Source organism: Paenibacillus sp. NPDC057934, assembly GCF_042887565.1.
In the GTDB taxonomy this organism is placed as follows: Bacteria; Bacillota; Bacilli; order Paenibacillales; family Paenibacillaceae; genus Paenibacillus_AQ.
This window is the reverse complement of record NZ_JBHVPB010000013.1, coordinates 144418-160013: the sequence shown is the minus strand read 5'-3', so window position 1 is coordinate 160013 and position 15596 is coordinate 144418. Positions and strand designations below refer to the sequence as shown.

15 protein-coding genes are annotated in these 15596 nt (G+C 49.8%); all 15 read left to right on the top strand.

What is annotated here, in order from left to right:
- Positions 1–9 precede the first annotated feature (9 nt).
- Positions 10–267: a DUF1146 family protein gene (locus ACFVRY_RS26075; protein WP_066379048.1), complete on the top strand. Its 258-nt coding sequence runs from the start codon at positions 10–12 to the stop codon at positions 265–267.
- 206 nt (positions 268–473) lie between these two features.
- A complete protein-coding gene (murA, locus tag ACFVRY_RS26070) occupies positions 474–1844 on the top strand; it encodes a UDP-N-acetylglucosamine 1-carboxyvinyltransferase (RefSeq protein ID WP_387503213.1) in 1371 nt (456 codons plus the stop codon).
- Between the two features lie 150 nt (positions 1845–1994).
- Entirely contained in the window at positions 1995–3128 is a 1134-nt protein-coding gene (gene spoIID / locus ACFVRY_RS26065; RefSeq protein ID WP_387503212.1) for a stage II sporulation protein D, read from the top strand.
- 60 nt (positions 3129–3188) lie between these two features.
- Positions 3189–3929 carry a peptidoglycan DD-metalloendopeptidase family protein gene (locus tag ACFVRY_RS26060; RefSeq protein ID WP_387503211.1) on the top strand — a complete coding sequence of 247 codons (741 nt, stop codon included), beginning with the start codon at positions 3189–3191 and terminating at the stop codon, positions 3927–3929.
- Positions 3930–4176: 247 nt separating this feature from the next.
- Positions 4177–4464 (top strand): sporulation transcriptional regulator SpoIIID, encoded by a 288-nt coding sequence (spoIIID, locus tag ACFVRY_RS26055; RefSeq protein WP_019915029.1) that lies wholly within the window; start codon positions 4177–4179, stop codon positions 4462–4464.
- Positions 4465–4680: 216 nt separating this feature from the next.
- The gene (gene mreB / locus ACFVRY_RS26050; protein ID WP_066379037.1) at positions 4681–5679 is read left to right on the top strand and encodes a rod shape-determining protein; all 999 of its coding nucleotides are present in this window, start codon (positions 4681–4683) and stop codon (positions 5677–5679) included.
- A 50-nt stretch (positions 5680–5729) separates the two neighbouring features.
- A complete protein-coding gene (locus tag ACFVRY_RS26045) occupies positions 5730–6605 on the top strand; it encodes a flagellar hook-basal body protein (RefSeq protein WP_387503209.1) in 876 nt (291 codons plus the stop codon).
- Positions 6606–6617: 12 nt separating this feature from the next.
- On the top strand, positions 6618–7439 hold the full coding sequence (locus ACFVRY_RS26040) for a flagellar hook-basal body protein (protein ID WP_387503208.1): 822 nt from the start codon (positions 6618–6620) through the stop codon (positions 7437–7439).
- A gap of 8 nt (positions 7440–7447) precedes the next feature.
- Positions 7448–7675: a DNA-directed RNA polymerase subunit beta gene (locus ACFVRY_RS26035; RefSeq protein ID WP_066379025.1), complete on the top strand. Its 228-nt coding sequence runs from the start codon at positions 7448–7450 to the stop codon at positions 7673–7675.
- 295 nt (positions 7676–7970) lie between these two features.
- Entirely contained in the window at positions 7971–8393 is a 423-nt protein-coding gene (fabZ, locus tag ACFVRY_RS26030) for a 3-hydroxyacyl-ACP dehydratase FabZ (protein WP_066379019.1), read from the top strand.
- A 37-nt stretch (positions 8394–8430) separates the two neighbouring features.
- On the top strand, positions 8431–10149 hold the full coding sequence (locus ACFVRY_RS26025; RefSeq protein WP_387503206.1) for a phospho-sugar mutase: 1719 nt from the start codon (positions 8431–8433) through the stop codon (positions 10147–10149).
- Between the two features lie 181 nt (positions 10150–10330).
- On the top strand, positions 10331–12394 hold the full coding sequence (locus ACFVRY_RS26020) for a DUF5693 family protein (RefSeq protein WP_387503205.1): 2064 nt from the start codon (positions 10331–10333) through the stop codon (positions 12392–12394).
- The gene (gene csaB / locus ACFVRY_RS26015; protein WP_387503245.1) at positions 12370–13566 is read left to right on the top strand and encodes a polysaccharide pyruvyl transferase CsaB; all 1197 of its coding nucleotides are present in this window, start codon (positions 12370–12372) and stop codon (positions 13564–13566) included. The genes ACFVRY_RS26020 and csaB overlap by 25 nt, the downstream gene beginning before the upstream one ends.
- A 6-nt stretch (positions 13567–13572) precedes the next feature.
- Entirely contained in the window at positions 13573–14331 is a 759-nt protein-coding gene (locus tag ACFVRY_RS26010) for a WecB/TagA/CpsF family glycosyltransferase (RefSeq protein WP_387503203.1), read from the top strand.
- Positions 14332–14444: 113 nt separating this feature from the next.
- Positions 14445–15572 (top strand): glycosyltransferase family 4 protein, encoded by a 1128-nt coding sequence (locus ACFVRY_RS26005; protein ID WP_387503202.1) that lies wholly within the window; start codon positions 14445–14447, stop codon positions 15570–15572.
- The last annotated feature ends 24 nt before the right edge of the window (positions 15573–15596 follow it).

Here is a 15596-nt window from a genome sequence, read left to right as displayed (position 1 = left end):
GGGGTAAACATGAACGAAATGTTGACCGCGGAGTTGTCTAGCGCAATCGGCCGCAGCGGTTTGGTCTCAATGGTTGTATCTTTGCTCTGCGTTGTATTATCTTGGTGGGCATTGCAGAACCTTAAGCTCGATCTCATCATAAGATATCCCAAGAGCCCGCAAAGCAGGTTGCTGCATTTGCTACTAGCCATTGTTCTAGGGCACTTCGTGGCGGGGTTCCTGCTGGATTATCTGGGCTGGAGCTCGCAGATCCGCCATATGTTTTAAGACGTAAGGGTTTGGTTATAAGTTCGTAGGCCATAAGTTGCAGTAAGACATCGAATAATAACTTTTTATTATGTCAACACTGAATTTTAAGGGATGTACTCGAAAAACAGGATGAAATGACGGAATATGCGATAATATGACAGTGGTACTTAAATTAAGATGAAAACATTTATTTCGAGAAATAATGGACGCGGAGGGAAACCGAAATGAGCAAATTTATCGTCCGCGGTGGCAACAGATTGACCGGGAGCGTGAAAGTTAGCGGCGCAAAAAATTCCGTACTACCGATCATAGCCGCCTCTTTATTGGCAGAAGAAGGAGTTAGCGTCATTGTGGACGCACCTCCGCTTGACGATGTAATGACGATTAGCAAAGTGCTGGAATCTCTGGGAGCAGGGGTTACATACCAGAACGATATTATTGAGGTTGATGCCAGAAGTATCTCCTCATGTGAAGCACCTTATGAATGGGTGCGCAAAATGCGGGCTTCTTTCCTAGTGATGGGGCCATTGTTGTCCCGATTGGGACGTACAAGAATCTCTTTACCAGGCGGGTGCGCAATCGGTACTCGTCCCATTGATCAGCATTTAAAAGGATTTGAGGCGCTTGGTGCAGAGATTAGTCTCGGCCAAGGCTACATTGAAGCGAAAAGCAACGGGAGGCTGCGCGGAGCCAAGATTTATTTGGATGTAGCCAGCGTAGGCGCGACCGAAAACATAATGATGGCGGCAACTCTTGCCGAGGGCGTGACCGTAATTGAGAATGCGGCCAAGGAACCTGAGATTGTTGACCTGGCCAACTACCTGAACGGAATGGGCGCTATCGTTCGTGGTGCAGGAACAGGCGTGATTCGCATTGAAGGCGTTGAGTCTCTGCATGGCGTGAAGCATCATGTTATTCCTGACCGTATCGAAGCAGGCACCTACATGGCTGCTGCGGCGATTACAGGCGGCGATGTATATGTAGAAGGTGCCATTGCTGATCACCTGGGACCGGTGATTGCGAAGATGGAAGAAATGGGCGTAACCATTATTCCGGATGAGAACGGTGTGCGCGTCATCAGTGACAAACCACTGAAAGCTGTTGATCTGAAGACTCTTCCGTATCCTGGTTTCCCAACGGATATGCAGTCGCAAATGATGGCGTTGCTGCTTCGCTCTGAGGGCACCAGCGTGGTTACTGAAACGGTATTTGAGAACCGCTTTATGCATGTGGATGAATTCCACAACATGAATGCAGAGATCAAGATTGAAGGCCGCTCCGCTATCGTGACAGGCAACGCCCGTCTCGTAGGCGCCAAAGTGTGCGCCACCGATCTGCGTGCAGGAGCTGCGTTGATTCTGGCAGGCCTTGTAGCTGAAGGAACTACAGAGGTATCCGGAACGCATCACATCGACCGTGGATATGTTCATTTGGCAGAGAAGCTGTCGGGACTTGGTGCGGATATCTGGCGTATTTCCATGGAAGACGTTGCTGCCGAGAAGGACGAAGCTGCTAAATCTGAGGCTTCCAAAAGCGAGACTTTCAAGAATGAAGAAGTGAAACCCCGCTTCCAAGTTCAACCGACCTGGGTATAATTCGAACTAATTTGCACAAAAAAGCCAAGTGGCGTTCCTGCCGCTTGGCTTTTTTGTCCGACTCTCTTTCTCTCATTTCCTGTTCTAGCAGTTGGCTGAGATTCATATCTATAAGAATCAGCCAGTGAAGCACAGGAAGGAGCCATAGAGATGAAAGATTCCCGTTACACCCGGCGCTGGAAGAATCCGCGCCTCATTTTGCGGCGCGCGGCGCCGTATGCGAAGCGCCTAGCGCCGGCCGCTTGGCTGGCAGCGCCTCTCCTGGCGGCGCTGCTGCTGCCTTTGGCCGTGGTCGCTCCGCGGCACGGCCAAGCCCCGCCGCCTGCACCGCCGCAGCACAGGGCGGCTCCGGCGGCGCAGGCCCCGGCTGCGGAGAACGCTCCGCAGCCGCAAGTCTCTGTCTATTTGTCGCGTAGCGGACAAATAGAGACCCTGCCGCTGGAAGACTACGTCAGCGGCGTGGTGGCCGCCGAGATGCCAGCTGACTTTGAGCTGGAAGCGCTCAAAGCGCAGGCTGTGGCGGCCCGCACCTTTATTGCCCGTCGCCTCGTAGCTGGCGACGTCAGCGGCGTGCCCGTTCCGGGCGCGAATGTTACCGACACAGTGAGTCACCAGGCTTACGTGTCGTCCAAGAAGCTGAAGGCGGATTTTACGCCAGTTCAGCAGGAGAAGATTCACCGCGCGGTTCTGGAGACCCGTGGCGTGATAATGACGTATAACGGACAGCCGATCACAGCCTCCTTTTTTGCTTCCAGTGGAGGATATACCGAGAATTCAGAAGAGTATTGGAAGGGGACGGTGCCCTATTTGCGCAGCGTAGCCAGTCCATGGGATAAAGAGATTACCCCCAATTATGCAGTAACATCAACGTTCACAGTTCAGGAGCTGATATCGAAGCTGGGAACTGGTAGGGGGGCTGTTCCGGCAATCAAAGATCTATCGGCGTCCGTCAAGGACGGGACTTCGGTATCCTCTCCGTCAGCGTTGCCGATGGAGGTACTGTCTCTTACAACAGGGCATCGAATCAAAGAGATTTCCATTGGTGGTCAAGTGTTTACCGGGCGTGAAGTGCGGGAGAAGCTAGGACTGCGATCCAGCCAGTTCAGTTGGAGGCGCAAGGGTGACCAGATACTAATCACCACCTATGGCAATGGACACGGTGTGGGTATGAGTCAGTGGGGGGCGAACGGGATGGCCAAGGAGGGTGGAACGGCTACCCGAATTCTCAAACACTATTATACTGGCATCACCTTCGCTCAAGTCTCAACTCTTTTGGAAAAATAAATTGAAAGATACGTATAAAAGCAGATCGCCCGGTAACACTGGTTATTGAGGTGATAAACTATGAATGAACAAGACAAAAACAAAACAAACCATGATGAATCTCTCAAAAATAAGCAGGGAGATTCAGGTGCGAAGCCTTCTTCATGGAACAGACTGTTATCCAAGCGGTGGGTATTTCCGGCAGTCTACACGGCGGCAGCGGCAATCATACTAACCTTGGTGTGGGTCTATCAGGACGCGGGTACTAAACCGCTGACTCAGGACACCGCCGCCGTTGTCAACAAGGAAGCCGGAGCGGATCAGGCGATTGCAGCGAATGGAAATCCCGATGCCATGGAAGTTGTGGCTTCAGCAGAAGACATTGCTTGGCCGGTGAGCAATCCCGGCGAGATCGAAGTGGTCAAGCCGTATTATGACGAGAATGGGACCGAAGAGAATCACGTAGAAGCGATGGTGCAATATAACGACACCTTTACGCCTAATACGGGAATTGATATCGCCCGTGAAGACAACAAGCCGTTTGATGTCAAGGCTGCACTGAGTGGTAAAGTGACACGGGTAGAGAATCATCCGGTCAACGGTACGGTGGTGGAAATTACTTCTGCTGGTAACCTGAAGACAGTGTATCAAAGCTTGGGCGAAGCTAAAGTGAAACAAGGCGACGAGGTCAAGCAAGGGGATATACTTGCTGTTGCCGGACGCAATGAAGTCGAGAAAACGCTCGGCAATCATGTTCACTTTGAAGTGTACGAAGACGGTAAGCTTGTGAATCCTTCGGATTTGCTGCCAGAGCGCAAATAATTATTTTTTTCGAAAGGCAGGGGGCTGGTGCCCTCTGCTTTTTTTGCATACAGGACTTTAGAAGTCCTACAGTGGCCCGGTAATCATTGTCCGCTGGCACGGATAATCAGGAGCGATTGTGCGCTGTTTTACGGTTGTCCACCAAATAAAATGAGCTTCCCATGGCTTGTCATGTCCTGAAAGCGCGAATATATAGGCCCGCCACTCATATAATGTACCAAACTATCCACAGTTGGGAGGCGGGAGCGTGCACGACTACATCAAGGAACGTACGATCAAAATCGGACGCTGCATCGTGGAAACCAGGCACACGGTCCGAACCATAGCCAAGGAATTTGGTGTTTCCAAAAGCACGGTGCATAAAGACTTGACGGAGCGTCTGCCAGAGATCAACCCTGATCTGGCCGATCAGGTGAAGCACATTCTCGAATATCACAAATCCATCCGACATCTTCGGGGGGGAGAAGCCACAAAGATCAAATATAAAAAGACCACTGGAAAAAAGCGTGAAGTTGCTGTAGCGTCAAAGCCATAACATTTTCGGAATTTTAAGGAATATTTAAGTTTTAACACATTGTATACATCCCCTAAAGTATGGTATTTTTAAATTTGGTACTATATATGTTGAACTAAGGAAATAAGTCCAATTGCCTACTTTTTTCGTAGGTTCGAAAATGGTCGTATGATTCTTTGGTTTGGTCTATATAATTTCTAATTTATTCTAAAATAACACTTTGGGGGCTCTTTCATTATGCTTAGCAAGGATATCGGAATCGATCTCGGCACGGCCAATGTGCTCATTCATGTTAAAGGAAGGGGAGTCGTTCTGGATGAACCTTCTGTGGTCACGCTTGAAAGTGATACGAAGAAAGTCCTTGCGGTGGGAGAGCAGGCCCGGCGGATGGTTGGCCGCACACCCGGGAATATCATGACCATCCGTCCACTTCGGGACGGGGTTATCGCCGATTTTGAAATTACGGAAATGATGCTGAAATATTTCATCGACCGCGTGGGCGGCCGCAGTTGGTACGCACGGCCCCGCATTCTGATTTGCGCGCCTACGAATATTACCTCTGTCGAGCAGAAGTCTATTCGTGAAGCGGCAGAACGAAGTGGGGCCAAGGAAGTATTCATGGAAGAAGAGCCGAAGGCCGCAGCGATCGGTGCGGGAATGGATATTTATCAACCAAGTGGAAACATGGTCGTCGATATTGGCGGCGGAACGACGGATGTAGCCGTATTGTCCATGGGCGACGTCGTTACCGCCTCTTCGATTAAAATTGCAGGGGACAAGTTCGACGATGCCATTTTAAAATATATTAAGCAAAAATATAAACTGTTGATCGGAGAGCGCACTGCCGAGGATATCAAAGTCTCCATCGGTACGGTACGACCAAGTGGCATGCAGGCGGAACTGGATATCCGCGGGCGTGACATGGTAAGTGGACTGCCCAAGACCTTAACCATATCCTCCAGTGAAGTGCAGGAAGCCCTTTGGGACCCAGTTTCTTCTATAGTTGCTGCTGCCAAATCGGTGCTTGAGCGTACACCTCCTGAGCTGTCGGCAGATATTATCGATCGGGGCGTTGTCCTGACCGGAGGCGGTGCGATGCTGAACGGATTGGACGAGCTACTGGCAGAACAATTGCATGTACCCGTCTGGATTGCCGAAGATCCCATGCATTGTGTTGTTAAGGGGACCGGAATCTTGCTGGATAATTTGGACAAGGTCGTTAAGAAAAAATTCTAGGCAGCCGATAATAAAGGATAGAAGAAGACCTAGGAAGGGGACATCCTTTAATGTTAAGAGGACTGTACACGGCTGCTGCCGGCATGGTTACACAACAACGCCGGCATGATACGGCAACGCAGAATATCGCCAACTTGAATACTACGGGGTACAAGCAGGTTGACAGTGTCAGCCATGCATTTCCTGATGTGCTGATTTCCGCTATGAATAATGGCATCACAAAGCCGATTGGACGGATCAACACAGGTGTATTTGCAGAGCAATCCATTTCCCAATATTTGCAGGGTGATTTGATTGAAAGCGGCAAATCGGTCGATTTTGCACTGGACACGAATTTGCAGGTCGCAGACCCCGTTACAGGCGAGAATGTTACGTTTGACGGATCAGGCAAGTATACCAGTCCCCAGGGAGAGGTAATCTACCGTCCCCAAGCCTTTTTTACCGTACAGGATAATGACGGCAACAATCTATATACACGTAACGGCAGCTTCACGGTCACTCCGACGGGCAATGTACTTAGTGCAGGCGGGTTCAAGGTGCTGGATGACCAAGGCAACCCGCTGGTCTTGACAGAACCGCAGGACAACCTTAAAGTGGACGGGCAGGGAAATTTGCTGGACCCTAAGACAGGACAGCCTTCGGGGACGAAGATCGGCATCAGTGTCATCACTAAACCCCAGGAGCTGGTACGTGATGGTAACGGGGTATTTCATGCAGAGGATGTCAATACTGCCGGTATCCGGTTTGCTAACAATGGAGATAACCTGAAGGTTCGTCAGGGCTTTTTGGAGAACTCCAATGTGGATGCAACTCAGGTGACTGTAGATCTGAACGCTGCTTATCGGGCATATGAAGCGAATCAGAAGGTTATCCAGTTCTACGACAGCAGCCTGCAGAAGGCTGTTAATGAAGTTGGCAGGGTATAGGAGGATTGATTCATGAATAACTCAACGATCAGTGCAGCGGTCTCCATGTCCAGTCTTCAGAAGCGTCTGGATGTTATTGCCGATAACGTCGCCAATGTGGATACGATTGGTTACAAAGGCAGACAGGGCTCCTTTGAGGATGTATTGACCCGTGTACAGCAGCAATCGCCTGATTATAATCAGCCGGGACGGAATACACCGCTTGGCTTCAATATTGGTTTTGGCGTGCGTATGTCCCAGGTTGCAAACAATTGGGAAGAAGGCCCCTTGAAAGAGACGGGGAATCCAACAGATTTGGCCCTTCAAGGGAATGGAGTATTCGGTATTCAGGTGAACGGAAATACGGTATATACGCGCCAGGGTGATTTTCACTTTACCCCGGATATCAATAATGCGGCGAATATGCTGCTAGTGGATAATCAGGGTCATTCTGTATTAGACGCACAGGGCAATCCTCTTACGGTGCCCGCTGGCGTTATTGCAGCGATTGACGAGACAGGACAGGTGCTTACCAAGCAGCGGGAAGATGGTCCTGTGACTAAGGGCCCGAGAATAATGATTGCTGAGCCGCGGAGCAAGGATGCGCTGCAGGCGATCGACGGGAGCTATTATAAATTAGCGGATGGTATAGCGGCAACGGATGCTTTTCTTCCAAGAGCAGCGAATGAGGCATCGGCCGTTGGGGTGCGCTCTGGCTGGCTGGAGCAATCCAACGTGGATCTCACCAAAGAAATGACTGAACTAATGCAGATTCAGCGCACGTATCAGCTGGCCTCCCGGGCCCTGTCCTCCAGTGACCAGATGCTTGGCCTGGCCAATAACATGCGTGGGTAGGTGAAGTAATGAGTCGTCAGAATCACGATAAGCAGGAAGAAGAACGTACACCGGTTAAGAAGCGGGGCGTGCGGAAGTGGACCATTATCCAGTGGTTTCTGATTCCATTGCTACTGGTGGCCGCCCTTGCAGGCGGGCTGGTCGCTGGGTATGTTGTACTAGGCAAAAAAGAATTCAGTGATGTGCTGCAGTGGAGCACATGGAAGCATGTCTATGATCTAGTTTTTGCTCCCTGACAGGAGCACTGTGGGAACTCCCTTGTTGACAAGGGAGTTTTCTTTTTTATACTGAAAAATGTATAATGATGGGGGACTAAGTGAACAAAAAGGGCCCTCTCCGCCAGGCTGCCGCGTGCGGTGGAGAAAGCCCCTTATCTGAACCTCCACTTCTGCAGGTGGTGAAGGATAATATAGTTTTTGCCGAAGCGGACTGAGTTTATGCAGTCCGGCTTAAGAAAGTATGATTTGTGTACGAGGCTGCAGCAGCAAGCTAGTGTAAACACGCGGTATATCCGAAAGGAGTTTTGTCATAATGTTGAATGTTAATGAAATTCAGGAAATTATCCCCCACCGGCCTCCATTTCTGTTGGTGGACAAAATTACCGAGATAGAAATGGGCAAACGTGCAGTAGGCATCAAAAATGTAACGGTGAATGAGCCTTTCTTTGCAGGGCATTTTCCCGGATATCCTGTTATGCCAGGTGTGCTCATCACCGAGGCGCTGGCTCAAGTGGGTGCAGTGGCGATCTTGGGTCTTGAAGCTAACCGTGGCAAAATCGGCTTCTTGGCCGGTCTCGACGGCTTCCGCTTCCGCGGTCAGGTGGTTCCAGGTGATACGCTGGTGCTTGAAGTGGAGATTACCCGCCTGAAGGGAAGCATCGGAAAGGGACAGGCCACGGCAAAAGTGGACGGCAAGGTTGTTGCATCCGGAGAAATTATGTTTGCACTGAATTGATACCCTATAAATGATATATGGAGAAGGAGAGACTCATATGACCCAATTAAGCCCGAAAGCTGCAGAAACGCTAGAACACTGGTTGCAAGATCCTTCTGTGGATGAATCTACAAAGGCGGAGCTGCGTGCGCTGGAGAACGACCCACAGGAGCTTGAGGAACGCTTTTACAGAGATCTGGAATTTGGTACTGGCGGTTTGCGCGGCGTTATTGGTGCGGGTAGTAACCGGATTAACCGTTACACAGTAGGCAGAGCGACTCAAGGGTTCGCTAAGTATATCCTAGAGCAGCACACCGGAGAAGGCCATCCTTCCGTCGTAATTGCCCATGACTCCCGTCATTTCTCGCCGGAGTTTTCCTTAGAGGCAGCACTGGTGCTGGCAGGCAACGGGATTGAAGCATACTTGTATCCTTCCCTGCGCTCTACTCCACAGTTGTCTTTCAGTGTTCGCCACTTACAGGCAACCGGTGGTGTAGTAATTACGGCTAGTCATAACCCTCCCGAATATAATGGTTATAAGGTATACAATTCTGAAGGCGGACAGCTTGTCCCGCATGAAGCGGAGAAGGTCATTTCCTACATAATGGAGGTAGACTCCTTCGATACCGTGAAACGTATCTCCCAAGAAGAGGCTGAAAGCCAAGGTTTACTACATTGGCTGGGCGAGAAGGAAGACGAAGCCTTCACCGATACCGTCGCTGCGGTCAGTGTAGCGCGTGAGGAGATTGCAGCCAAGCTTGGCAGTGATTTCAAAATCGTATATACACCTCTGCATGGTACAGGCAACCATCCTGTCCGCCGTGTACTGGAGAAAATCGGATTTACGCAAGTGCATGTAGTACCAGAGCAGGAGCAACCGGACGCCGAGTTCACCACGGTGAAATCGCCTAATCCGGAGGAGCGCGAAGCCTTTACGCTGGCGATCAAGCTGGGTGAAGAACTGAACGCCGATTTGCTGATTGGAACAGACCCTGACGCGGATCGTATGGGTGCTGTAGTTCGTGACAACGAAGGTAAGTTCGTCGTGTTGTCCGGCAACCAGTCCGGCGCGCTCATGATTCATTATTATCTGAGCCGTCTGCAGGAGCAGGGCAAGCTTCCGAAGAACGGTGCAGTGATCAAAACCGTTGTAACGAGTGAAATGGGAGCTGCTGTTGCCGCACACTATGGCGCGACTATTTTCAATACATTGACAGGGTTCAAATATATTGGGGAAAAAATGACCCAGTTCGAAGCATCTGGCGAGTACACCTATCTGTTCGGCTACGAAGAGAGCTATGGATACCTGGCCGGCAACTATGCGCGCGACAAAGACGCGGTTCTAGCGGCTATGCTGATCGCAGAAGCTGGAGCTTACTATAAAGCACAAGGAAAAACATTGTACGATGTCCTTCAAGAGCTGTACGAGCAGTTTGGCTACTTCCTGGAAAGCCTGGAATCACGCACATTGAAAGGGAAAGACGGTGTAGCACAAATCCAGGGAATTATGAGTGACTGGCGCAGTAACCCGCCGCAAGAAATTGCTGGCTCGGCTGTCAGTGAAATTCTCGATTTCTCTCTCGGTCTGAATGGACTGCCGAAGGAAAACGTTCTTAAATATATGCTGGCTGATGGTTCCTGGTTCTGCCTGCGTCCTTCCGGCACAGAGCCGAAAATCAAGGTTTATTTTGCAGTGCGGGGCGAATCGCTACAGAATGCTAAGGATAAGATAGCAGCTCTGTCGGAACAGGTTATGACTCGTGTGGATGGGAAATAGGAAATAAAACAAGAAATTGGATTTCTCCTGGTGATCAAAGCCCGGGTATAATGTGGTAAAGCGGGGGCTTAGGCCGGATAACAGGTACTGTTATGCTTAAGCCTCCATGAAGCTTTGCCCGGTACGCCGGGCTTTTGATTTGTGAAGAGAGGTCTTTCAAGTGAAAGAGGAGGTACTTTTGGTGCAGCAAAAATGGCAGCGATGGAACATTTCTTCGAGAAAGTGGCTGTGGATAATAGTTGTGGTCGGCCTTATAGCTGCCCTTCCTGTTGTCTACGATCGCCTGGTAACGGAGAAATCATCGAAGACGGTGGAATTTGTATTTGATTACCGGGATCTGGTGGCAGTCTCCAGCTACCGATCAAATCCGCAGGATTATATTTCGGAACAGCTGGATCGCCTGAAGGAAGCAGGCGTGCAAAGCATGGCTATCTATGAAAGCACGCTGGATGATTTTCGCCGGGCTCGTCGTTTGATGATGTGGGGAGCAGCGGATATCGCCAACCTGACGGATACGATTATCCCTGAAAATCAAAACTATACGTATATTCTTTTTACAAGCGCAAAGAATCACGATGCTCTGGCACCTCTGCTACGTGATAAGTTCACGGAACTGGGGATTGCTACAAGAGACTGGAGCTTCCGCGGCCAGGAAGGGCTCATTATCGAAACTCCGATTGAGAATGCTGCGATGAAGCCTATTCAACCGGACCCGATTACCCTCGATATGCTTCGTACTAAGGGATTCAACATCGTACCCCGGCTTGTAGATTCCTTACCGTACAATGAAGCTTCCGTTAAAAAGCTGGTGGATCAATATGCAGAGCTTGGCGTAAAACGGATTCTTTTCGAAGGGGAGTCTGTCAAAGGCTTTAAAGATGATGAGGAATTGCATAGTCTCACAGCCTTTGCGGACCTTCTTAAGAAACATGGAATTGGAATTGCGGCCATCGAGAATATAAAGAAACAGCAGAAGGGCTTCAATAAACTTGCTTATATGCTCGATTATAATGTGACGCGTCTGTATTCACTCAGTGAGGCCGATTCATCCTTGAAGCCCGATGTTATTGCTGATCGGTTCTCCTTGGCCACCAAGGATCGCAATATCCGTATGCTGTACCTGAATACGATCTCCACAAGAGATACGTCCAAGGCACAGATCTCGGATACGTTAGATAATCTAATTAAGAGCCTCAGCGAGCCTGGAGGCGCAGTTGATAAAATCAAGGATAATGGTTTTACATTAGGACAGGCAACAGCGTTTGATGTTCAGCACTCGACTTATCAGCGTTACCTCAAGCTGGTGGCTGTGATTGGCGCCCTGGCGCTGGTCGCTCTGATGGTCTCGTACTTTGTGCCATGGCTTACGCTCCCTGTCTGGGCACTGGGGCTGGTAGCAGGCGCGGGATTGAGACTCTTGCGTCCTGAGCTGTTCGAGCAGGCTTTGGCACTTGCTGCGGCTATCAGTGCGCCAACCGTGGCTACTGTGCTTGCCATCCGTAAAATCAATCAAATGGGGCCTCCAGTCCGCAGCAGCGAAACTGGAAGCAAATTAAGCAAGAATAGCAGCACCTATGCTGTGATGAGTCCTCAGCGGCGCCTGACACACAGTCTGGTCTTGTATGTGAAGACAGCGTTGATTTCCCTGAGTGCGGTGCCCTTCATGATTGCTCTGCTTAACAACATCACCTACAGCCTGGTATTGAATCAGTTCCGCGGGGTTAGCTTGCTGCACACTGCGCCGATTGGACTGGTGGCGTTGTATGTGCTCCTATATCGGGGAGAGTTTGCTTTTAACAAAACAGGTAAGCTGCTGCGTACACCGATCACACTACTTTGGGTAATAGCAGCCGGTGTTATTGGCATTGTTGGTATGTATTACTTGAGTCGTACCGGTAACAGCGGCAGTGTAACTCCAATTGAGAAGGTATTCCGTACATTCCTGGAGAACACTGTAGGTGTACGTCCACGGAATAAGGAATTCATGCTTGGGCACCCGTTGTTTATTCTTGGGGCATTCCTAGCCTTTAAATATCGGAATGCAGCCTTCATTATGATCGTGGCTGTTATTGCACAACTTTCTATGGTCGATACTTTTGCTCACATCCATTCACCGGCTCTGATCTCGCTGGTTCGTGGTCTGCTCGGTCTTGGACTCGGATTGATCATTGGGATTATCGCTGTTATTGTTTGGCAAATTGGGGAAGGGTGTTGGAAAAGATGGTCGCCACTCCTCAAACGATAGTTATTTCAGGTTATTACGGCTTCCAGAACAGCGGGGATGAAGCTGTTCTGCAATCCATTCTGAATGCATTGCAGAAGCAGTCGGCAGCTACGGGCGTATCTATTGAACCTCTGGTTTTGTCCATCGATCCTGAATGGACGACGGCCAATTATGGAGTGAAGTCGGTACACCGGATGAAACTGCAAGAGGTACGGAAGGCGATCTCGGAAAGCTCCGGTCTAATTAGTGGTGGAGGAAGCTTACTCCAGGATGTGACCGGTAGTAAGACCATTCCTTATTATCTGGGTATTATCAAGCTTGCCCAGTGGATGGGGAAGCCGACCTTTATTTATGCCCAGGGCATTGGCCCGGTTAACCGTAAGCTGTTCCATCCTTTGATCAAATCAGTTTTTCGCAAATGTGCTTATATCTCTGTGCGGGACGAGCAGTCCCGCCAGCTTCTGCACACGATGGGGCTTGGAGGGAAGACTGTTGAGGTTGTGCCAGATCCGGTTATGGCATTGTCTTTGCCTGAGGAGCCAGACAGCCAGGCTACTATCGTAACGGCAGCAAAGTTTGCCCATACTGCTAAGAGGGCCTCTGCCTACACTGAAGATGCCTATGTAGGAAGCGACATTTCTTTACCAGTAGTCGGAATATCGGTTCGTTACTGGGAAGGAAACCGTGCGGAGTTGAATGCGATTGCGAGTGGCTTACTGAAGGCTGCTGAAAAAACACCGCTGCATTTCAAATTCCTACCCTTCCACCATCCATCTGACAATGAGGCTTCCCGTTATGTCATGGATCAGCTTAAAGATGTGGCACTGCAGGGCAGTAAAATCAGTATTTGTGAGGATGCGCTCCATCCGCTACAAATGCTGCGAGAGGTTGAAGGGTGTGATGTACTGATTGGAATGCGACTGCACAGCCTCATCTACGCAGCAGGTAGACGTGTGCCGCTGATTGGCATTTCCTATGATCCCAAGATCGATCACTTTCTGGATAGAATCAATTGCAAGCCAGTCGGAGCAACGGTCTCGCTGGATAGCGAAAAGGTGGCTGCTCAGGTTCTTGAACTATTGAAGAATGGAAGTGACTGGAGGCTGGAACGGGAGTCACTTATTGCTTCTCTCGTCAGTGACGCCGAGTCGCCGGCCCGGCACATTGCAGAATATTTACACCGCGAAGGGTGATATAAAGTGAAAGCAGACAGTGTGATACCTACAGTGCCCATTTTCGGTATTCAGGTATCCAAAGTAGACATGGCCGCAACAGTCTCCTATTTGACTGAGGCTGTGCAAGCCCGTAAGCCTCACCAGGTCATTACCGCCAATCCAATTATGGTTATGGCAGCGTTGGATGATCCGGCCTATATGAAGATTATGCAATCGGCAGAATTGGTTGTACCTGACGGTACAGGCGTGGTCTGGGCAGCCAATTACTGTCGTCAGCCTGTAGCTGAGCGTGTCGCGGGTTTTGACCTGTTACATGAATTGCTGCATGCTGGGGAAAAATATAACTGGAAAGTGTATCTCTTGGGATCTACTGCTGAAGTGATTCAGGAGACAGCCAGCCGGTTACAATCACGGTATCCCGGAATTGTCATCGTGGGTTACCGTGACGGGTTCTTTGGTCTCGCCGAAGACGATGGTGTTATTGCTGACATTCTCGAAGCCACTCCGGACATGCTGTTTGTCGCCCGTGGCGCAGATAGTCAGGAGCCCTGGATTGCCAAGTACAAATCAAGGCTGGCTGTACCGATCATGATGGGAGTTGGAGGAAGCTTCGATGTTATTTCCGGTAAAAGCCGCCGGGCGCCTGTAGCTTTCCAAAAAATGCGTATCGAGTGGCTATACCGTCTTCTCAAAGAGCCTACTCGGTACAAGAGGATGCTTGCCCTGCCGAAATTCGCAATAAAAGTGATGCGCGAGAAAGATAAAGTAACAAAAGTGAAGTAAAATGATGATTTTCGCCGATAAATTAGGATAATTAGCCTAGAAACGGAATTGGAAATCTCTTTTGTAACAGCGTATAATTCAATGCGGTAGAGAAATGGGGGTTGACTGATCAAATGTTAATCATATACATCGCCGGATTTATCGTGTGCATGGGCCTAGCGTTGTGTCTGACACCGTTGGTGAAGAGGTTCGCCATCAAAATCGGTGCAACGGATGTGCCGAATGCCCGCAAAGTGCATACGAAGATTATGCCTCGCCTTGGCGGATTAGGTATTTTTCTGGCGTTTGTGGTAGGCTTGCTTGCCGTATTACCGTTCATACCGTATGAATTTACTACGCGGGAGGCCAACTTCATCAAAGCATTGCTGAGTGGCGGCGGACTGATCGTTCTTCTTGGAGGATTGGATGACCGTTTCGAATTATCGGCAAAGGTGAAGCTACTGGGCCAGATTGCCGCAGCCTGTATCGTTGTATTCGGCTTCGGAATTACTGTTGACTTTGTAAACATTCCTTTTAATAATACGTATTCCTCATTGGAAAGCTGGATTGCTATTCCACTGACAATCTTCTGGATTGTAGGGGTAACCAACGCCGTGAATCTGATTGACGGATTGGACGGGCTCGCTGCGGGTGTGTCCGGGATTGCAATAGCTACCATTGCCGCAATGGCATTTATCATGGGTAACATTATGGTTGCGCTCCTGTGCCTTCTGCTTCTCGGCAGTATTGTTGGCTTCCTGTTCTTTAATTTCCATCCGGCCAAAATTTTTATGGGAGATGCGGGTTCCCTATTCCTGGGGTTCAGCCTGGCGCTTCTGGCCCTGCTCGGGTTTAAGCAGATTGCTGTCGTCTCGTTCATTACTCCGCTGTTGATTATCGGAGTGCCGCTGTCGGATACCTTCTTCGCGATTGTGCGGCGGAAGCTACAGAAGAAGCCGATCTTCGCACCTGATAAAGGCCATCTGCATCACTGCCTGCGTGAACTTGGGTTCAGCCATCGCCAGACGGTGCTGATCATCTACGGTATTGCCACCTTCTTCGGAATTCTGGCAGTCATCCAATCCTCCGCAGCTCTGTATGAGGCCAACTGGGTTACCTTTGTTGTAATCTGTGTAATGCTGTTCTTCCTGCAGATCGGCGCCGAGATTACCGGATTGGTGGGTAAGACCAAACGTCCACTGCTTAACTTTATCTTAAGAATGCGTGTGAAGCTTGATCCGGAGAGAAGTTCCAAGTCCTGATTAAGAATTATAATGAAATTGTAA